This is a genomic window from Streptomyces sp. NPDC107550, from assembly GCF_055639095.1.
Genome location: NZ_JBVKBC010000040.1, coordinates 1 through 19249, shown reverse-complemented (window position 1 = coordinate 19249; position 19249 = coordinate 1). Strand labels below are relative to the sequence as shown.

17 protein-coding genes are annotated in these 19249 nt (G+C 72.2%); 6 read left to right on the top strand and 11 right to left on the bottom strand.

The features are described from left to right. Positions 1–13: 13 nt before the first annotated feature. The 4 genes from ACZ7LY_RS31355 to ACZ7LY_RS31340 all read right to left on the bottom strand — a co-directional run bounded on the left by ACZ7LY_RS31355 (position 14) and on the right by ACZ7LY_RS31340 (position 4350). On the bottom strand, positions 14–967 hold the full coding sequence (locus tag ACZ7LY_RS31355) for a cytochrome c oxidase assembly protein (RefSeq protein WP_471628137.1): 954 nt from the start codon (positions 965–967) through the stop codon (positions 14–16). Between the two features lie 194 nt (positions 968–1161). Further along, positions 1162–2187, bottom strand: a complete 1026-nt coding sequence (locus ACZ7LY_RS31350) for a 6-phosphofructokinase (protein ID WP_471628136.1) — start codon at positions 2185–2187, stop codon at positions 1162–1164. Positions 2188–2332: 145 nt separating this feature from the next. Then, a complete protein-coding gene (locus tag ACZ7LY_RS31345) occupies positions 2333–3064 on the bottom strand; it encodes a type 1 glutamine amidotransferase (RefSeq protein WP_471628135.1) in 732 nt (243 codons plus the stop codon). Between the two features lie 47 nt (positions 3065–3111). After that, complete coding sequence (locus ACZ7LY_RS31340) at positions 3112–4350, bottom strand: MurT ligase domain-containing protein (RefSeq protein WP_471628134.1); 1239 nt, start codon at positions 4348–4350, stop codon at positions 3112–3114. A gap of 141 nt (positions 4351–4491) precedes the next feature. Here ACZ7LY_RS31340 and def point away from each other — a divergent pair, with 141 nt between their 5' ends. Continuing rightward, complete coding sequence (def, locus tag ACZ7LY_RS31335; protein WP_471628133.1) at positions 4492–5040, top strand: peptide deformylase; 549 nt, start codon at positions 4492–4494, stop codon at positions 5038–5040. A 45-nt stretch (positions 5041–5085) separates the two neighbouring features. Here the strand turns inward: def and ACZ7LY_RS31330 are convergent, their stop codons facing one another. After that, positions 5086–5754, bottom strand: a complete 669-nt coding sequence (locus ACZ7LY_RS31330; protein WP_471628132.1) for a TetR/AcrR family transcriptional regulator — start codon at positions 5752–5754, stop codon at positions 5086–5088. A 165-nt stretch (positions 5755–5919) separates the two neighbouring features. On the opposite strand from ACZ7LY_RS31330, the gene ACZ7LY_RS31325 reads away from it, so the two are divergent. Then, complete coding sequence (locus ACZ7LY_RS31325) at positions 5920–7146, top strand: acyl-CoA dehydrogenase family protein (protein ID WP_471628131.1); 1227 nt, start codon at positions 5920–5922, stop codon at positions 7144–7146. Positions 7147–7653: 507 nt separating this feature from the next. Here ACZ7LY_RS31325 and ACZ7LY_RS31320 read toward each other — a convergent pair. Next, positions 7654–9078 carry an SWF or SNF family helicase gene (locus tag ACZ7LY_RS31320; RefSeq protein ID WP_471628130.1) on the bottom strand — a complete coding sequence of 475 codons (1425 nt, stop codon included), beginning with the start codon at positions 9076–9078 and terminating at the stop codon, positions 7654–7656. Then, positions 9075–11879: a DEAD/DEAH box helicase gene (locus tag ACZ7LY_RS31315; protein ID WP_471628129.1), complete on the bottom strand. Its 2805-nt coding sequence runs from the start codon at positions 11877–11879 to the stop codon at positions 9075–9077. Before ACZ7LY_RS31315 ends, ACZ7LY_RS31320 begins: the two co-directional genes overlap by 4 nt. A gap of 344 nt (positions 11880–12223) precedes the next feature. Here ACZ7LY_RS31315 and ACZ7LY_RS31310 point away from each other — a divergent pair, with 344 nt between their 5' ends. Together ACZ7LY_RS31310 and ACZ7LY_RS31305 are read left to right on the top strand one after the other, a co-directional pair. Then, entirely contained in the window at positions 12224–13282 is a 1059-nt protein-coding gene (locus ACZ7LY_RS31310) for a fatty acid desaturase family protein (RefSeq protein WP_471628128.1), read from the top strand. Between the two features lie 154 nt (positions 13283–13436). Next, entirely contained in the window at positions 13437–13619 is a 183-nt protein-coding gene (locus tag ACZ7LY_RS31305) for a hypothetical protein (RefSeq protein WP_471628127.1), read from the top strand. Between the two features lie 52 nt (positions 13620–13671). On the opposite strand, the gene ACZ7LY_RS31300 is transcribed toward ACZ7LY_RS31305, so the two are convergent. The 3 genes from ACZ7LY_RS31300 to ACZ7LY_RS31290 form a co-directional block, all read right to left on the bottom strand. Then, complete coding sequence (locus ACZ7LY_RS31300) at positions 13672–15048, bottom strand: tannase/feruloyl esterase family alpha/beta hydrolase (RefSeq protein WP_471628126.1); 1377 nt, start codon at positions 15046–15048, stop codon at positions 13672–13674. A gap of 232 nt (positions 15049–15280) precedes the next feature. Continuing rightward, positions 15281–16135, bottom strand: coding sequence for a hypothetical protein (locus ACZ7LY_RS31295; protein WP_471628125.1), 855 nt, complete (start codon positions 16133–16135; stop codon positions 15281–15283). 175 nt (positions 16136–16310) lie between these two features. Continuing rightward, entirely contained in the window at positions 16311–16850 is a 540-nt protein-coding gene (locus ACZ7LY_RS31290; protein WP_471628124.1) for a PadR family transcriptional regulator, read from the bottom strand. A 164-nt stretch (positions 16851–17014) separates the two neighbouring features. On the opposite strand from ACZ7LY_RS31290, the gene ACZ7LY_RS31285 reads away from it, so the two are divergent. After that, positions 17015–17860, top strand: a complete 846-nt coding sequence (locus ACZ7LY_RS31285) for an alpha/beta fold hydrolase (RefSeq protein ID WP_471628123.1) — start codon at positions 17015–17017, stop codon at positions 17858–17860. Between the two features lie 86 nt (positions 17861–17946). On the opposite strand, the gene ACZ7LY_RS31280 is transcribed toward ACZ7LY_RS31285, so the two are convergent. Then, the gene (locus ACZ7LY_RS31280) at positions 17947–18672 is read right to left on the bottom strand and encodes an SDR family oxidoreductase (RefSeq protein ID WP_471628122.1); all 726 of its coding nucleotides are present in this window, start codon (positions 18670–18672) and stop codon (positions 17947–17949) included. 62 nt (positions 18673–18734) lie between these two features. Here ACZ7LY_RS31280 and ACZ7LY_RS31275 point away from each other — a divergent pair, with 62 nt between their 5' ends. After that, the gene (locus ACZ7LY_RS31275) at positions 18735–19130 is read left to right on the top strand and encodes a MerR family transcriptional regulator (protein ID WP_471628121.1); all 396 of its coding nucleotides are present in this window, start codon (positions 18735–18737) and stop codon (positions 19128–19130) included. Positions 19131–19249: the final 119 nt, after the last annotated feature.

The following is a 19249-nucleotide window of genomic DNA, read 5'->3' as shown; positions in this document are numbered from 1 at the left end:
AAGGGGGAGCGCGCTACTGCCCGCGCGTGTTCAGCGAGGCCAGGTAGGCGTTGTACTCCGCCAGCTCCTTGTCGCCGTCCCGGTCCGCCGCGCGGTCCTTGCGGCGCGCCTGCCGGTCCTCGGACTTCTTCCACTGGAACAGCAGGGCCAGCAGCACCAGGACGGACGGCACCTCACTGAACGCCCACGCGATGCCGCCCGCCGCCGTCTGGTCCGTCAGCGCGTCGATGCCGAGGGAGGCCGGCGGGTGCTCGAACGTGCCGACCATCGGGGACGTCGCCATCATCAGCGCGATACCGAAGAACGCGTGGAAGGGCATGCCCGCGAACAGCTCCAGCATCCGCATCACATAACCCGGCCGGTGCGGGCCCGGGTCGACGCCCATGATCGGCCAGAAGAACACCAGGCCCACCGCGAGGAAGTGCACCATCATGGCGATGTGCCCGACCTTCGACCCCATCAGGAAGTCGAACAGGGGGGTGAAGTAGAGCGCGTACAGGCTTGCGATGAACAGCGGGATCGTGAACGCCGGGTGCGTGATGACCCGCATGTAGCGGCTGTGCAGCAGCATCAGCAGCAGCTCGCGCGGCCCCTTGGAGCCGCGCTTCGCCGACACCGGGAGCGCCCGCAGCGCCAGCGTGATCGGCGCGCCCATCAGCAGCAGGATCGGCGAGAGCATGCTGATCACCATGTGCTGCACCATGTGCACGCTGAACATGACCATGCCGTAGTCGTTCAGCTTGGTGCACATCACCAGGGCGATCGTCAGCACACCGAGCACGAACGACACGGTCCGCGACACCGGCCAGCCGTCGCCGCGCCGCGCGAGACGCACGACGGCCCAGCCGTACAGGCCGAGCGCCAGAAGGCAGCCGACGAGGAAGAAGGGGTCGGCCGACCAGCCAAGGCCACGCCCCAGCGTGAACGGCGGCAGATCCATGTTCATGCCGTGCCCGCTGTGATCCATCCGCCGGCTCCCGTGTGCTCGTTTCGTACGGAATGTGCGCCACCAGAGTAGAACCGCCCCCGACCAGGACCTCGGCCGGGGGCGGTTCTGTTTAAAGAGAGACCAAAATGGCGGGCGGTCTCAGCGGGGGAGACGGCGCCGCCGCACGCTTCCCGTGCGCGAGGACCTTCCCGCGCGCGAGGACGCCGGGCACGTCACAGCACGCACTCGGACTCCGCGTACCGCTCCGCGGGCACCGTCTTGAGCGTGGCCACGGCGTCGGCCAGCGGCACCATCACGATCTCCGTGCCGCGCAGCGCCGTCATGTGGCCGAACTCACCGCGGTGCGCGGCCTCCACGGCGTGCCACCCGAACCGCGTCGCCAGCACCCGGTCGTACGCGGTCGGCGTCCCGCCGCGCTGCACATGCCCGAGGATGACCGGCCGGGCCTCCTTGCCGAGCCGCTGCTCCAGCTCGACGGAGAGCTGCCGGGCGATCCCGGCGAACCTCTCGTGCCCGTAGACGTCCTTGCCGCCCTCGTCGAACTCCATGGAGCCCGCGCGCGGCTTCGCGCCCTCGGCGGCGACCACGATGGCGAACTTCTTCCCCGCCTCGAACCGCTCGCCGACCTTCGCGGCCAGTTCCTCGATGTCGAACGGCCGCTCCGGCACGACGATCGCGTGCGCGCCCGCGGCCATGCCCGAGTGCAGCGCGATCCAGCCGGTGTGCCGTCCCATCACCTCGACGATCAGCACCCGCTGATGCGACTCGGCGGTCGTCTTCAGCCGGTCCAGCGCCTCCGTGGCGACGCCCACGGCCGTGTCGAAGCCGAACGTCACGTCGGTGACGGCGATGTCGTTGTCGATGGTCTTGGGCACGCCCACGATGGGCAGGCCGCTGTCCGACAGCAGCCGGGCCGCCTTCAGCGTGCCCTCGCCGCCGATCGGGATGATCGCGTCGAGGCCGAGGTCCGCGACGTGCCCGCGGGCCCGCTCGACACCGTCACGCAGATGCGCGGGCTGCACCCGCGAGGAGCCGAGGATCGTGCCGCCGCGGGCGAGGATGCCGCCCACCGCGTCGAGATCCAGCTTGCGGTAGTCGCATTCCAGCAGGCCCTTCCAGCCGTCGTGGAACCCGATGACCTCGTCGCCGTGGTCGACGACGGCACGGTGGACGACCGAACGGATCACGGCGTTCAGACCGGGACAGTCACCGCCGGAGGTGAGGACACCAATACGCATAGCCCGGAATACCTTTGCGAACGTGGGCCGATGACCGGACCACGTCGTCCGGCTGGATCCCCCGTACCTTATCGGCGCCCGGGGGATCCGCCGTAAGTGCCGTCCGCCTGCTGGACAGGCCCGCTCATCTGCCGGGCGGGGCCGCTCAGGCGGGCTGTGCGCTCGCCGCGGCGATCCGCTCGTTGCGCAGCGCCTCGTACCACCGGTCGTCGACCGGCGGCAGCGCGTTCACATCGAGGGCCAGCTTCAGCAGCAGGTCCGCGATGAGCGGGTTGCGGGCGAGTACGGGCCCGTGCATGTACGTGCCGAACACCGTGTCGTTGAAGGCGCCTTCGGTGCCGTCGCCCGTGCCGTTGCCCTTGCCGAAGCGGGTGCGGGCGAACGGGCGGGCGGAGGGGCCGAGGTGCGTGACGCCCTGGTGGTTCTCGAAGCCGGTCAGCGGCGGCAGGCCGAGCTGCGGGTCGATGTCGGCCAGTACGTCACCGACGCACCGCTCGCCCTCGCCGCGCGTGGAGTACACGTCGAGCAGGCCGAGGCCCGGCTCGCGCTCACCGAGGTCGTTGATGAACTCGTGGCCGAGAATCTGGTAACCGGCGCACACCGAGAAGACGATCGCGCCGTTGCCCACGGCGCGCTGCAGGCCGCCGTCACGGCGCAGCCGCTCCGCCGCGAGCCGCTGCGGCCGGTCCTCGCCGCCGCCGATCAGATAGATGTCGCCGGAGGTCGGCACCGGCTGGTCGCTGCGCACGTCGTAACGCTCGACCTGGAGGCGGCGCTGCCGCGCGCGGCGCTCCACCACCAGCGCGTTCCCCTGGTCGCCGTAGGTGCTGAGCAGGTCGGGGTAGACCCACACGAGACGCAGGCTGCTGTCATTCATTCCCATGATCCTTCGCTGTCCCTGTCCTCGGTCCTCGTCAGGCCCCGTCAGTTGCCCACGCGGCGGCGGACGTCCTGGAACGCGGTGTAGTTGGCGATCAGCTCGATACGGCCGGGCGGCGAGAGCTGCACCGCCTCGTCGAGCGTCTCGCAGACACGGAAGTCCAGGCCGGCGACCTCCAGACGGACAGCGAGGTCGAGCTTGCGGTCGCCGATCACGCAGATCGGGTGGCCCGCGAGACGCGTGTAGTCCACGTCCCACAGCCACGACGTGTCGGTGCCGTCGGCACCGCGCGCGTTGACCGAGAGGATGACGGGGGTGGGCGGCGGGTCGATCAGGGTGAACGTCTCCAGCCAGCCCGCCGGGTTCTTCGCCAGGAGCAGCCGCAGGTCACGGTCGAGGAACTGCACCACGTCGTAGCGGCCGGCGACGGCCTGGACCTGGTACATGCGCTCCAGGGCGACCTGGGGCGGCACACCGAAGCAGGCGGCGACGGCGGCGGACGTCGCCGCGTTCGCCTTGTTCGCCCGGCCCGGGAGCTGGAGGTGGATCGGCCACGCCGAACCGTGCGGGTCCAGCACGTGGTCGCCCTGGAGCGCCCAGCTCGCCGTCGGACGGCGGAAGCCGCACTCGCCGCAGAACCACTCGTCGCCGGGGCGCTGCATCACGCCGCCGCAGGCCGGGCAGGACCAGGCGTCGTCCTTCCACTCCTGGCCGGCGGCCACCCACACCACGTTCGGCGAGGAGGACGCGGCCCAGACGACCAGCGGGTCGTCCGCGTTGGCGATGACGATGGACTTCGAGCCGGCGAGGCCCTCGCGCCACTTCTCGGCGAGCATGCGGGTCTCGGCCGCGCGGTCGAGCTGGTCGCGCGAGAGGTTGAGCAGCGCGATGGCCTTCGGGGCGGTGTCGCGTGCGACGCCGGCGAGGTACTTCTCGTCGACCTCGATGACACCGAACTTCGCGTCCGAACCGCCCGCGAGCGCGGAGGTGATGCCGGCAGGCATGTTCGCGCCCAGCGCGTTCGAGACGACCGGGCCGCTGGCGCGCAGGGCCTCGGCGATCAGCCGGGTGGTGGTCGTCTTGCCGTTCGTGGCCGAGACGAGCACCACGTCCAGGTGCTGGGCGAGCCGTCCGAGCAGCTCGGGGTCGAGCCGGAGCGCCACCTTGCCGCCGATGACGGAACCGCTGCCGCGGCCCGCCGCCCGCGACACCGCGGCCGCCGCCTTGCCCGCCGTCACGGCCAGCTTGGCTCGCGGAGTCATCGACTCCGAGTTGCCTGCCATCTTCCTGGGTCCTCCTTGCGTACGGCGCCGCGCCTGCCCCCGGCATCGCTGTGTCGAGTCAGCCTATCGAGATCCACTGACAAGCCCGAACTGCGGCACCACCAGCGGATCGTCTGGCTCACCGACCGTACCCTTACGGGCATGCGACACGGCTCGATCCCGGGCGCCTTCGGGCGCGTACGCCCCCTGACCCTGCTCGGTGATCCCGTGCTGCACGAACCCTGTGCGGACGTCACGGACTTCGGAGACACCCTCGCACGTCTCGTCGAGGACATGTTCGCCACCATGTACGCGGCGCAGGGCGTCGGCCTCGCCGCCAACCAGGTCGGCGAGGCCCTGCGGGTCTTCGTCTACGACTGCGAGGACGACGACGATGTGCGTCATGTCGGCCACATCGTGAACCCCCGGCTGACCGAGGCCGACGGGGTGGTCGTGCGCGGCCCCGAGGGCTGTCTGTCGCTGCCGGGCCTTGAGGCGGGCACCCCGCGCTTCGACCACGCGCGCGTGGAGGGCTTCGACGTCGACGGCGAGCCGATCGTGATTCATGGCACAGGCTGGTTCGCCCGCTGCCTCCAGCACGAGTGCGACCACCTGGACGGCCGGATCTACCCGGACCGCGTCACGGGCTGGCGCAGGCGCCGCGTGCTGCGTCAGGCGGCGCGGGCGCCGTGGGGGAGCGGGCGCGGGTAGTACGGCAGGTCAGTAGCCGGGGCTGTCCGCTTCGTCGGCCGCGGCTCAGAAGCCGGGGCCGCCCGCCTTGTCGCCCGCCGCCGCGAGCCGGCCCCAGAGCAGGTCGGCGAGGGCGTGCACCAACTCGGCGCGGGAGCAGGGCCGTTCCCCGAGCCACCAGTCGCCGGCCGCGTGCATCATGCCGACGATGCCGTGGCCCCACACGCGCGCGAGTTGCTGGCCGGCGGGGCCGAGGTCGACGCGCTCCTCGATGACCTCAGCCAGGTCCTCGCCCATGCGGCGCAGCAGGGGTGCCGAGTGGCGGCCCACGTCGAAGCCGGTGTCGTTCGCGGTGTCGCCGCCGGGGGAGCCCTCCGCCGGATGCATCAGGAAGCGGTAGACCTGCGGCCTGGCCTCGATGGCCGCGAGGTAGGTGTCGAGGGTGGACTCCACGCGCCTGCGCCGCTCCGCCGGGGCGTCCAGCGCGGCGCGCAACGAGGCGAGGAGGGCGTCGGTGTGCCGCTTGGCGAGGGCCGCGTACAGGCCGCCCTTGTCGCCGAAGTGGCGGTAGAGGATCGGCTTGGTGATGCCGGCCTCGGCCGCGATCGCGTTCATGGAGGCGCCGGGGCCGTCCCGGAGCACCACACGGTCCGCGGCCTCCAGCAGCTCACGCCGCCGGCGCTCGGCGGCGGACTGCTGCTCCGCGCGCTGATCGGTCCGCTGTGTGGTCTCCATGAGAGGTCTCCCCGCCCGTGCGATTGCTTGACGCACGCGAAAGGTAACACTCGGCGGAGGAGGGGTATCGAACGCGTTCGCGGAGGTTGACACGGGCTACTCGTGAGTAACAGACTTCGGTTACCGCAAGTAACACATGCAGTGTACGCAGCCCTGGGAGGGGTCATGGCCGACTTCACGATGGATCTCAACGACGAGCAGAAAGAAGTCCGTGACTGGCTTCACGGATTCGCCGCCGATGTGATCCGCCCCGCGGCCGCCGAGTGGGACGAGCGCGAGGAGACCCCCTGGCCCGTCATCCAGGAAGCCGCCAAGCTCGGAATCTACTCCCTCGACTTTTACGCGCAGCAGTTCTTCGACCCGACCGGTCTCGGCATCCCGATGACCATGGAGGAGCTGTTCTGGGGCGACGCGGGCATCGCCCTGTCGATCGTGGGCACCGGCCTCGCTGCCGTCGGCGTCATCGCCAACGGCACCGAGGAGCAGATCGGCACCTGGATCCCGCAGATGTACGGCGACGCGAACGACGTGAAGGTCGCCGCGTTCTGCTCCTCCGAGCCAGACGCCGGCTCCGACGTGGCCTCCATGCGCACGCGCGCGGTGTACGACGAGGCCAAGGACGAGTGGGTACTCAACGGCACGAAGACCTGGGCGACCAACGGCGGCATCGCCAACGTCCACGTCGTCGTCGCCTCCGTAGACCCCGAGCTGGGCTCGAAGGGCCACGCGTCCTTCATCGTGCCGCCGAACACGCCGGGTCTGTCGCAGGGCCAGAAGTTCAAGAAGCACGGCATCCGCGCCTCGCACACCGCCGAGGTCGTCCTGGAGAACGTCCGGATCCCCGGCTCCTGCCTCCTCGGCGGCAAGGAGAAGCTCGACGAGCGCCTCGCCCGCGCCCACGAGAAGGCCAAGAAGGGCGGCGAGCGCGTCAAGAACGCCGCCATGGCCACCTTCGAGGCGTCCCGCCCGGCCGTCGGCGCCATGGCCGTGGGCACGGCCCGCGCCGCCTACGAGGAGGCCCTGGAGTACGCCAAGACGCGCGAGCAGTTCGGCCGCCCGATCATCGACAACCAGGGCGTCGCGTTCCAGCTCGCCGACATGCGCACCCAGATCGACGCCGCCCGCCTCCTGGTGTGGCGCGCCTCCTGGATGGCGACGACCGGCAAGAAGTTCGAGAACGCCGAGGGCTCGATGTCCAAGCTGTTCGCCAGCGAGACCGCGAAGAAGGTCACCGCGCAGGCGATCCAGATCCTCGGCGGCAACGGCTACACGCGGGAGTACCCCGTGGAGCGCATGCACCGGGACGCGGCGATCTACACGATCTTCGAGGGCACGAGCGAGATCCAGCGCCTGGTCATCGCCCGAACCCTGGCCGGCATCCCCATCCGCTGACCCACCCCGACCGGGGCCGTGGCCGAAGCCATGCCCCGGTCGCTCCGCGAAGGGGGCGCGAGGAACGGCGCGCTCAGCCACGGACGGCCGGAACCGGGCAACCCACGCGAAGCCCCCAAGGTCGAGCGCGCGGCACACCGGGACCGCTCCCTGGCTCCCATGCCGCCCTGGGGCGCGGGGAACGGCGCGCTCAGCCACGGACGGCGGGGATCGAGCAAGCCCACGCGAAGCCCCCGAGGCCGGCGCCGGGCACCCGATGGGCGCCCCCGGCCGCATGCCGCCCAGGGGCGCGGGGAACGGCGCGCTCAGCCACCCGCGACCGCCACTGGGCAACCCCACATGGAGCCCCCAAGGTCCATCGCGGGGGACACCGGGACCGCCCCCTGGTTCCCAAGCCGCCCAGGGGCGCGGGGAACTGCGCGCTCAGCCACCCACGACGGTCAGCCAAGCCACCACCGGACACCCCCCCGGGAGTCAAACTCCCCGCACCCTGAACCCCGCCCGACGCTACGCGTCCCCCCGCACTACCCCCAACGCCGACGCCGGATCAGAACACCCCGCCCCCACGGGAACCCACCGCCCCCGCTCCTTGCGGTAGGGCCACCACCGCCCGTCCCGCCCGAGCCGAATCTGCGCCACCCCGGCCAACTCCCCGCCCCCGGCGACGCCCTCGCCCCCGCCACCGGCACCGGCAACCGCACCAGCAACCGCACCGGCCTCGGCGACGACCCACCGCCCCCGCGCTCCCCGCAGCACAGGCCGCTCATCCGCCTCCCAGGCGGACTCCAGCACCGCCCGCGCGCGAGCCGCACTCTCCGCGTCGGGCACCCAGGCCCCCTCCAGCACGGCGAGCCCCGCAGGGCCCCCGTACTCCCAGGCCCGTACCGCCGTCGCCAGACCCTCCCGGTCCCGCCCGGACCCCTCAGCGAGCCGCTGAGCGACGTGCGGGGCAGGCGCACCCGCCGCCAGCCGTACAGCGTCCTGCTCAGGCGTCAACTCCGCCGGCACGGCCCGTACGGCATGCCCAGGCGCGAGCGCGTCGGTGAGCATCCGCAGGGCCTCGGCGGCGGCCTGCGCGCCCAGGAACTCCAGCGCGTCCGCGTCCACACCGGCGGGCGCCGGCGTCTCGGTGTCCAGCGAGGGCGGCCTGCCCGCCTCCAGGGGCGGCTCGGGCACCTCCGGCAGCGGCGGCAGCACGAACGCCGACGCGTACGCGTCCGCCGCGTCCACCCCCGGGGCGTCCTCCGCCTGGGCGTCCTCATCACGAGCCCCGGACGCCCCCGCCCCGGCCACGTCGCCAGACGCACCCGCACGCGCACCCGCCCCCGCAGCGCTCCGTACCTGAAGCGCGTCCAACAGACTCCGCTCGTCCCGCCCGCGCAGCAACAGCAGCACGAACGGATCCTGGTCGAGCAGCCGGGCGAGCTGATAACTGAGCGCCGCCGTATGCGCGCAGTGGTCCCACGCCTCACAGTCGCACCGGGGTTCCAAGTCGCCGATGCCCGGCAGGAGTTCGACGCCCGCCGCGGCCGCGTCCTCCACGAGGTGCGGCGGCATCTCCCGGTCCAGCAGCGCCGCGATGTGCCCTGCCCGCTCGGCCGCCATGCCGAGGAAACGGTCCCAGTCGTCCTCGTGCAGCCGCTGGAGCAGCACGTCCGCCCGGTGCAGCGCCCCGCCGCGCTCCTCGACCACGGCCGTGATCCGGCCGGGCCGCACCGAGACCGCGCCGACCGCGCCCGCGCGCGCGAGGCGACGGCCCGCCTTGAGCTGCCGGAGGTCGAGCGCGGTGTCCTCCAGCGCCTTCAGCCAGGCCTGCCCCCACCACGTGGCGGCGAAGCCCTTCCCGTGAGCGGGAGGCAGCGCCGCGAACGTGCGCTCGTGCGCCCCGTCGTCCTCGGGCCACGTCTCCAGGTCGTCATACGTATCACTCATCGCGCGCCCCCTCGCAGCTCGACCAGATCGGCCAGCTCGGCATCGGTCAGTTCGGTCAGGGCGGCCTCGCCCCCGCCCAGTACGGCATCGGCCAACTCCCGCTTGCGCGCCAGCATTCCGGCGATGCGGTCCTCGATCGTGCCCTCCGCGATCAGCCGGTGGACCTGCACCGGACGGGTCTGCCCGATCCGGTACGCGCGGTCCGTGGCCTGCGCCTCCACCGCCGGGTTCCACCAGCGGTCGTAGTGCACGACGTGCTCCGCGCGCGTGAGGTTCAATCCCGTGCCGGCCGCCTTCAATGACAGCAGGAACACTGGGACCTCGCCGTCCTGGAAGCGCCGCACCATCGTCTCGCGCGCGGCGACGGACGTGCCTCCGTGCAGGAACTGCGTAGCCACGCCCCGGCCGGCCAGATGCCGTTCCAGAAGGCGGGCCATCTGCACGTACTGCGTGAACACCAGCACGCTCGCGTCCTCGGCGAGGATCGTGTCGAGCAGTTCGTCGAGCAGCTCCAGCTTCCCCGAACGGCCCGCCACGCGCGGGCGTTCCTCCTTTAGGTACTGCGCCGGGTGGTTGCAGATCTGCTTGAGCGCGGTCAGCAGCTTCACGATCAGGCCCCGCCGCTCGAAGCCCGCCGCGCCTGCGATCTCCGTCAGCGTCTCGCGGACGACGGCCTCGTACAGTCCCGTCTGCTCCTTGGTGAGCGAGACGGCCCTGTCGGTCTCCGTCTTCGGCGGCAGCTCCGGGGCGATCCCCGGGTCGGACTTGCGGCGCCGCAGCAGGAACGGGCGTACCAGCCTGGCGAGCCGCTGGGCCGCGGCCGGGTCCGAGCCGCTCTCGACAGCTTCGGCGTAGCGCGTACGGAACGTGCCGAGCTTGCCGAGGAGGCCGGGCGTGGTCCAGTCGAGGACGGCCCACAGTTCCGACAGATTGTTCTCGACGGGGGTGCCGGTGAGCGCCACGCGCGCGCGTGCGCCGATGGTCCGCAGCTCCTTCGCGGTCGCCGAGTGCGGGTTCTTCACGTGCTGCGCCTCGTCCGCGACGACCATGCCCCAGGCGACACCGCCGAGCGAGGCCGCGTCCAGGCGCATCGTGCCGTACGTGGTGAGGACGAACTCGCCGTCCCGGAGGTCGTCGAGGCGGCGCCGGCCGCCGTGGAAGCGGCGCACCGGGGTGCCGGGGGCGAACTTCTCGATCTCGCGCTGCCAGTTGCCCATCAGCGAGGTCGGACACACGACGAGCGTCGGTCCAGCCGTCTCCGGCGCCCCCTGCCGGTGCAGATGCAGCGCGATGAGAGTGATGGTCTTGCCGAGCCCCATGTCGTCGGCCAGGCACGCGCCGAGGCCGAGGGAGGTCATCCGCGCCAGCCAGTTCAGCCCGCGCAGCTGATAGTCGCGCAGTTCGGCGGCGAGCGCGTCCGGTTGCCCCACCGGCTCCATGCCCTCGGGGTCCGTGAGGCGGTCCCGCAGCTCCGCCAGCCACCCCACGGGCCGCACCTCGACCCGGCGGCCGTCCACCTCAGTCGAGCCCGTCAGAACGGCGCTCAGCGCGTCCACCGGGGTCACCTTGCGGTCCTGGTGGGCGCGGGCGCGCCGGGCCTCCTCGGGATCGACCAGGACCCACTGGTCGCGCAGGCGCACCACCGGACGGTTCGCCTCCGCCAGCCGGTCCAGCTCCGCGCGCGTCAACTCCTGCCCGCCCAGCGCGAACCGCCAGTCGAACGCCAGCAGCGCGTCCGCCGAAAGGAACCCGGGCGCACCCGACTCCGCCCGCTCCCGGCCGCCCCCGTCGACGTCCTCGGGCGGTCCGACCACCGCGCGGGCCGTCAGCTTCCGCGCCAGTTCGCGCGGCCAGTGCACTTCGACGCCGGCTGCCGACAGCGCGCGTGCTCCTTCGCCGAGCAGCTCGGTCACGTCCTCGTCGGCGAGTTCGACCGCGTCCGGCACCGACGACGACAGCAACGGCGTCAGCGACGGCCACGCGCGCGCGGCACGCCGCAGGGCCAGCAGGGCGTCCATCCGCGCGCGCGGGCCGAACGCGGCGCCCGCCCCGGCCCACGCCTGCGCCGCGTCCACGACGAGCGCGGGGTCGCTGACGCTGTGCATCTGGAGGACCGCGGTGAACGGCAGCCGCGTCGTGTCGCCGTCCGTCGCTTCGAGCCCCGGCACCTCCACGCGCAGCGAGATCCGCACCCCGGCGTCGTGCCCGGCCGCGACATCGGCCGCCCACGCGCGCAGTTCCGGCGCCGGGCGCGGGAGGTCGCGGGAGGCGAACGCGGGCGTGCCCGTGGCCAGGCGGGCGGCGGGGGAGCGGGGCAGGCTGTCGGCGACGGCGTCGAGGAACGCCCGCAGAAGCGGCTCGGGCGCGTGCAGGCGCGGCGGCTCGTGGCCGGGCAGCGGCACCGCGTGCGCCTCAGGTGGCATCGCCGCGGCCAGCTCCCGCATCCGCTCCACGTCCTCGGGTCGGAGCGGTCCGGCCCGCCAGGCGTCGTGGTCATGCGCGTCGACGCCCGGCAACAGCAGCCCGCGCGCGGTGAGTTGCAGAGCGAACAGGGCGGCGGCACCCCAGAACGCGGTCGTGGGGTCCGCGTTCTTGTCGGCACGCGCGCGCGTGAGCACCGGCAGCGCGTCCCGTACGGCGAGCGCGACGCCGGTGACGGCCACCGGCTCGACACCGCCGTCGCGGGGCAGTACGAGCGTCAGCCCTACGGGGGTGCCCGCGTCCGGCAGGGGCGGCTCGGCGCCGTCCGGCCGCCAGAAGGCGACGGTGGAGGCGCGCGCCGGATCGCCGGGCACGAACACGGCGCGGCAGCGGGCGAGTCCAGTGATGTCGGGGGCTGAGGCGGGGGCGGAACGCGTGTGAGCGGAGATGGCAGCTTCCTCGTATTCCTCAAATTTGACTACTCGCCTTGAAGGCGCCGAGGGTACACCGCCGCGCAACCCCGAAGCGACGCCAATAAGAGTGATCCACGCCACTACGCGCGGGTGCGGGTGGGGCTAACCCCCCGGCGGGGGTGGGCCCCGCCCCTGGGGAGGCCGGGTGGTGGCGCCATGGCAGGCGAAGGGGCCCCGCTCATACGTTTTCGGTGGCAGGGCCGACGCGTACCCCGCCGTCCAGCCCGCCCTCCACAGACCGGAGAATCGCCATGTCGATCGCCGTCGAACCGCTGCCCGCACAGGCCGGCTCCGCACTCCCGCCCGCCGGGGGAGGCAGCGAGTTCACGCCCCTGCTGCGCGCCGTCAGGAACCGCGGCCTGCTGGAGCGGCGCACCGGCTGGTACGCGCGCACCATCGCCGTGAACGCGCTGAGCCTCGCCGCCGTCGTCACCGGCATGGCGCTCGTCGGCGGCTCCTGGTGGGTCCTCGCCCTCGCGCCCGTCCTCGCCGTCCTCGGCGCCCGTACCGCCTTCATCGGTCACGACGCGGGCCACGCGCAGATCACGGGCAACCGCGCGGTCAGCCGCGTCATCGGCCTCGTCCACGGCAACCTGCTGCTCGGCATGAGCTACTCCTGGTGGAACGACAAACACAACCGCCACCACGCCAACCCCAACCACATCCACAAGGACCCCGACGTCGCCGCCGACGTCCTCGTCTTCACCAGCAAGCAGGCCGCCGACCGCGTCGGCTTCCGCGGCTGGCTCACCCGCCACCAGGCATGGCTGTTCTTCCCGCTCACCCTGCTCGAAGGTCTCGCCCTGAAGCTGTACGGCTTCCAGGACCTGCGCCGCCAGCAGGGCCGCGAGCGGCTCATCGAAGGCGCTCTGCTCGTCGCCCACGTGGCCGGCTACCTGACCCTGCTGCTGACCACCATGCCGCTCGGCCACGCCCTCGCCTTCGCCGCGCTCCACCAGGCCCTGTTCGGGCTGCACCTCGGCATGGCGTTCGCCCCGAACCACAAGGGTATGGAGATGCCCGACCCGGACGGCGACAAGTGGGGCCACCTGCGCCGCCAGGTGCTGACCTCGCGCAACATCAAGGGCGGCGCCCTGACCGACTGGTTCCTCGGCGGTCTCAACTACCAGATCGAGCACCACCTCTTCCCGAGCATGCCCCGCCCCCACCTGCGCCTCGCCCAGCCGCTCGTCAAGGCCCACTGCGCCCGCCTCGGCATCCCGTTCACCGAGACCGGACTCGTCGACTCCTACCGGCAGGCGCTGCGCCACATGTACGAGGTCGGGGAGCCGCTGCGCGCCGACATCTGACCGTCGCGCGCACCCCGAGAACCCGCGTGAGCGGAGATCAGGGTCATCTCGGGGTCGCGCACAGGAACCGTGGACGTCCCGGGCCCGTTTCTCATCACAGAGGGCGGGTCCGCCCCACTCAGCCGAGGGCGAGCCGCCCTGAAGGAGGCCACACATGTCGAGAAACGCGAAGATCGCCGCAGGGGGCGTGGCGGTCGGGCTCATCCTGTGGATCTGGCTGCCCTGGTGGGCCGCTCTGCTGATCGTCCTGGGCGTGCCCACGGCGGCCTACCTGGCGCTCGACCCCGCGCAGCGCCGCCGGCTGCGCAGAGTCACCCGCAAGGAACTGGGTCGCTGAACCGGCGCACCACCGGCTCCCGTGAATCCCGGCACGACCCGGAGTTCGGGCCTCAGGATGTCGCCACGGAGCAGGAGTTGACGACGTCGCCGCCCGTGCCCCGGCCCACCGTTCGGTCCGCGGGCGGCCGCTCGCCGTGCTCCACCCACCGCGTGAGCGTGTCGAAGGCGTCCCGGTAGCACGGCAGGATCGGCCGCAAGCGCTGCGGATACGTGTCGTACAGGCCGTCCGTGTGGGTCCCGCCGGCGATCGTGTACGTGCGGTGCAACCGCCCGCGCCCCCGCGCGTCGGTCATCCGCGCGTACAGATGCGCGTCCTTCGCTATCGGCAGCAGCGTGTCCAGGTCGCCCTGGAGCGTGATCAGCGGCTTGCCCACGCGCCCGGTGAGCGCCACGCGCGCGACGGCCCGCCGCACCGACTCCGGGCGCGAGGCGTAGTCGTACGCGGCGTCCGAGGCGCACGGCGCCAGCAGTTCGTCCGTCGTGCCGCCCGCCGAAGCGCCCGGACAGGCGGGGTCGTACGCGGGGTCGAACGCGGCGCGGTACACCTTCTGTGTCAGCCCCCAGTAGACCTTCTGATGGTACGGCCACAGGAACTCCGAGCCGCGCGCGAAACCGGCCGCGTACATGTCGTCCGCGTCCGCGCGGCCCTGTCCGTACGCCACGGCCGTGGGCAGCGTCGTCAGCAGGTTCGGGCCCCGCGCGGTCCACAGCACGCCCTCCCAGTCCACGCCGCCGTCGTACAGCTCGGGACGGTTCTCCAACTGCCAACGCGTCAGGTAGCCCGCGTTGGAGATGCCGGTCATGTACGTGCGCCGGGGAGCGTGCCCGTAGTACCGCGCGACGGTCTTCTTGGCGGCCAGGGTGAGCTGTGTGGTGCGCCGGTTCCACTCGGCCACCGCGTCGCCGGGGCGCTCGGTGTCGCGGTAGAAGTCCGGCCCGGTGTTGCCCTTGTCGGTCGCCGCGTACGCGTAGCCCTGCGCGAGGGCGCGGTCGGAGATCGCCGCGTCCGTCGAGTACTGCTTGCGGTTGCCGGGGGAGGCGGTCACCACCAGGCCGCCGTTCCAGTGGTCAGGCAGCCGGATCACGAACTGCGCGTCATGGTTCCAGCCGTGCGTGGTGTTGGTCGCCGAGCCGTCCGGGAAGTAGCCGTCGATCTGCGTCCCCGGCACGCCGGACGGACGCCGGGCGCCCTGAGCGGTCAGTCCCGCCTGGTCGGCCGTGTCGGTGTACGGGGTGCCCGCGAGGCCCGTCGTCGTCAAGTCGTCGAGACAGGCCCGCTGCTGGAACTGCGCGCCCGGCACGCGCGCGTGCGCCGCGCCCGCGCAGCCGACGGGGTCCGGGGCGCCCGCGCTCACGGCCTGGGGCGCGCCGGCCGTCAGCACGACAAGGGCGGTGGCCACCGACGGAACAGCTCTGGGCACACGCATGGAAAAGCCTCCTCTACGGGTGGGAAGAGGCTCATCGTCGGCGCCCCCGCGCCCTCGACCTATGGGGCGGGACCACATGGAACGGTCAGGGCCCGTGTGGGGCAGGGCAGTTCGGCGCCGGCGAGCGAGCGGAGCCCAGCGCCGTGACCCGCGCCGGCGGCCCATGACGGCGCTCCAGAGCGGCGCCTCATGCTCGCGCCCCAGATCGGCCCGCGCGGTGGATCTCGGCGGGTCAGACCGGTCGTACGGCCATCTTGTCGAGCGCTTCGAGCAGGCCGGGGAGTTCGGCGCCCCGCCCGACCGGCAGCACCTCACCCGGCTCGTCGTCGAGCAGCACGAACGCGATGTCGTCCGTCCGCGCCACCATCGACCAGCCGGGCCCGTCGGCCCGCAGCGTCCTTGCGTCCCCGGAGGCGAAGGCGGACCGTACGCGGCCCGGCGGCGGAGGCGAGTCCACGTACGCCCGCGCTTCGGTCAGGACGCGCCGGATGCCGGGGTGCGTGCCCGCGCCGGGCTCCTCGGGCGCACCCTCACCGGCACCGGGCTCCTGCGCGTCCGTGAGGGCCTCGGCGCCGGTGTCGAAGTGGGAGTCCTCGATCTGCGCCCGCCAGGTGGCCCACTGGAGAGCTATCTCGTCGGCGCCGAGCCGTCGTTGCGCGGGGCCCCACGTGGCCGTGTCCGGCGGGGTGAGCGGCGGCAGATCGGCCAGCTCGGGATCGGGTTCGGGGTCGTGCGGCTCCGGGACGCCCGGCGCCGACACCGCGAGTGCGAGGGGCCAGCCGGGCAGCGCGGCGACCATGCTGCGCTCGTCGGGCGACAGTTCGTACTCCATGCCGCAGTCCCAGGACGCGATGGCCACCGCGACCAGCGACACGTCGTCCACCACGACGGTCCAGCGCGCACCCTCGGCGTCCTGCCCGAGAACGAGGCCGTAGCCGTCCGCCACCGGGGCGAGCCCCAGGGCGTCGCACGCCTCGGGGTAGTCGTCGCCGAGCACGCTGGGGAACTTCGCGGGCGTCAGCAACACCGCGGTCAGTACGTACAGCGCGTCGTCCGCGGCGGCGACGGTATCGTCCGTCCCGGCCATCCCTAGCCTCCCTGTGCCATGAGTGCGTCGGCGTGACCTTAGTCAGTCGCGGACGGCGCCGTACAGGGGCGATGACCAGGAATTTCCGTGATCGGCGCGGGTGCGCCACGCGTGCGTGGACGGCTTGTCGACATCCCGTGTGCCCTTTGTGTGGGAGCGCTGAGCGGGCGGCGACTCAGCGCGCGGCGCCGTCGCCCTCCAAAGCGCGGAGCGTCTCGCGCAGCCACGCCAGTTCCGCGCGCGAGGTGGCCCGGGCGATGGTGAGGACGCCCTTGCGGAACGGATCGTCCAGGTCCTCCGCGCGCAGCGGCCGTTCACCGTCGTAGAAGAAGCTGGCGGGCTCCTGGAGGAAGTCCAGCCGCCGCCGCAGCACCACGGCCTGCTCCTGGGGCGACGGCAGATGGCGCAGGAACGCGAGGACGGTGAACCAGCGGTTCTCGTCGGTGATGTCGGAGTGCTCCGGCTCGCGCAGCCTGCGCAGCAGTTCGGCGCGGCCCGCGGCGGTGAGGCTCAGGACGTGACGCGGCGCCGCGCCCGCCCCCGGATGCGTCTCGCGGCCCACGAAGCCCGCCTTCTCCAGCCGCTTGATCGCCGGATACAGGGTGCTCTCGGCCACAGGCCGCACGTGACCTGTCAGGGCGGTGATGCGCTTGCGCAGCTCGTAACCGTGCAGCGGGGCGTCGTGGAGGAAGCCCAGGAGGGCGAGTTCCAGCATGCGCCCATTGTGGCGCACGGGGAACGGCAGCGGGGTACATCGTTGACGAGATACTGCGTTGGCGATGTATTGTCGGTGCGGTGAGGGGCCGTCCGGCAGATGGCGGCCCCGGGTGCCGGCCTGAGCGGGCACGCACGCGTGGAAGACGGAATCGAGGGGGAGTCATGCGGCAGGCCGCGTTCGACGAGAAGGGCAATTGCGTCCGCTGGACCGAGGCGCCGGGAGAGGGGCCGGCGCACGTCTACGTCCACGGGCTCGGCGCCGCGTCCACCGTGTACCACGCACATATCGCGGCCCGCCCCGAACTCGCCGGACGGCGCACCCTGTTCGTCGACCTTCCCGGTCACGGGATCAGCGACCGCCCCGCCGACTTCGGGTACACCCTGGAGGACCATGCGGACGCCCTGGCGGCGGTCCTGGACGCGGCCGGTGTGCGCGGCGCCGAGATCGTCGGGCACAGCATGGGCGGCGCCGTGGCCATCGTCCTCGCGCACCGGCACGGCGACCTCGTCTCCCGGCTCGTCGTCACCGAGGGCAACCTCGACCCGGATCCGCCGCGCACGGCGGGCAGCAGCGGAATCGCCGGCTACGAAGAGGACGCCTTCGTCCACGGCGGTGGCTACGCGCGCGTGCTCGCTCACGTGGGGCCGACGTGGGCGGCGACCATGCGCCTCGCCGACCCGCTCGCCCTGCACCGCAGCGCGGTCGCGCTCGTACGCGGCACGCGACCGACCATGCGCGAGATGTTCACGGCGTCGCCGGTCGAGCGCGTCTACCTCCAGGGCGCCCTGAGCGGCGAACTGCCCGGCCGCGAGGGCTTGGAAGCCGCCGGGGTGAAGGTCGTCGAGGTGTCGGGCGCGGGACACAACGTCATGTTCGACAACCCCGAGGCGTTCGCCGCGGTGGTCGCGGGCGTGCCGGTCGCGGGCGTGCGGAACGCGGGCCTGCCGGATGCGGGCGTGTCGGGCGAGGGCCTGTCGAGCGAGGGCTTGTCGGACGCCGCGGGCTAGGGCCTGTTGCGCAAATACGGTTGGGGAGTGGTGCCGAGCCCGGGACGTGAGTGAGGGCACCCGCGTCCGTCCCGGGCGGCATCGGCTTACGGCTTGGCGGCGTCGTGCGCGGACAGTTGCGGATACAGAAGGGCCGGGTCCTCGCCGAGCCGGGACTTCCACTGGGCCGTCCGCCCGTCGGCCAGCACTTCGAGGGAACCGGCCTCAAGACCGTCCAGCGCCGCCCTGGAGATCACATCAGGGTCCGACTTCTCATCCTCAACGCCGGCCATCATGTCGGTGTCGACGCTGGCCATGGCCAACGCCGTGACCTGGGTCCCCTGGCCGGCGAGTTCGCACCGGATGCCGTTGGTCAGCGCCCAGGCCGCGGCCTTGGACGCCCCATAGCTGTTGGAGTGCTCGTACGCCATCCACGCCATGACTGACAGCACGTTCAACACGGCACCGCCGCCATTGGCACGCAGGACCGGCGCGAAGGCGCGCACCATGCGCAGGGTGCCGAAGAAGTTGGTCTCCATCTCCAGCCGGATGTCCTCCTCCGCGCCGTCGGTGAGCCGGGCGAAGGTCGAGACGCCGGCGTTGTTGACGAGCAGTGTCGTGTCGTCGGCCAAGGCCGCGGCCCGGGTCACCGACGCGTCATCGGTGACGTCCAGCATCAATGGGACGACACCGGGAATCCGGGGGACGGTCTCGGGCCGGCGAGCGGCCGCATAGACCCTTTTGACGCCTCTGCGCCGCAACTCGGTGACGAAGCTGTGCCCGATACCACGGTTCGCGCCTGTGACCAGTGCGATCTCGTTTCGAATGTCCATGCCCGCTACGCTAAAACCTCACGCTGACGTGAGAGTCAAGCGTCGGAAGGAAGGACGGGGCGATGAAGATCGGAGAGCTCGCGCAGCGGGCCGGTGTGAGCGTGCGCGCGTTGCGCTACTACGAGGAGCAAGGTTTGCTCAGCCCGGAGCGCACACCGTCGGGACAGCGCCGCTACACCGAGGGCACCGTCGAGGTGGTGCGCCTGTTCCAGCAGTTCTACGCGGCCGGCCTCAGCAGCCGTTCCATCGCGACATTGCTGCCCTGCGTGAACAACGGGCACGTCACCGCCGCCCAGCGCCGAACGCTGCACGCCGAACGCGACCGCCTCGCGGCGAAGGTCGAGGAAATGACCCACACACTGCGCCGACTCGACCAGCTCATCACCGCTGCCGACCACCGCGGAGGGGCTGCGCAGAGCCACTCGTCGAGGACTGCGACCAGCACGGTGGCTTCGTAGCAGATGGCGAGCTTGTCGTACCGAGTGGGTGCGCCACGAGGCGCCATGGAATCGAGTGAGGTGAGAGACCTTCACCACCGGGTTGTCGTAGCAATCCGGTTGCAGCTGGGGGCAGTTTG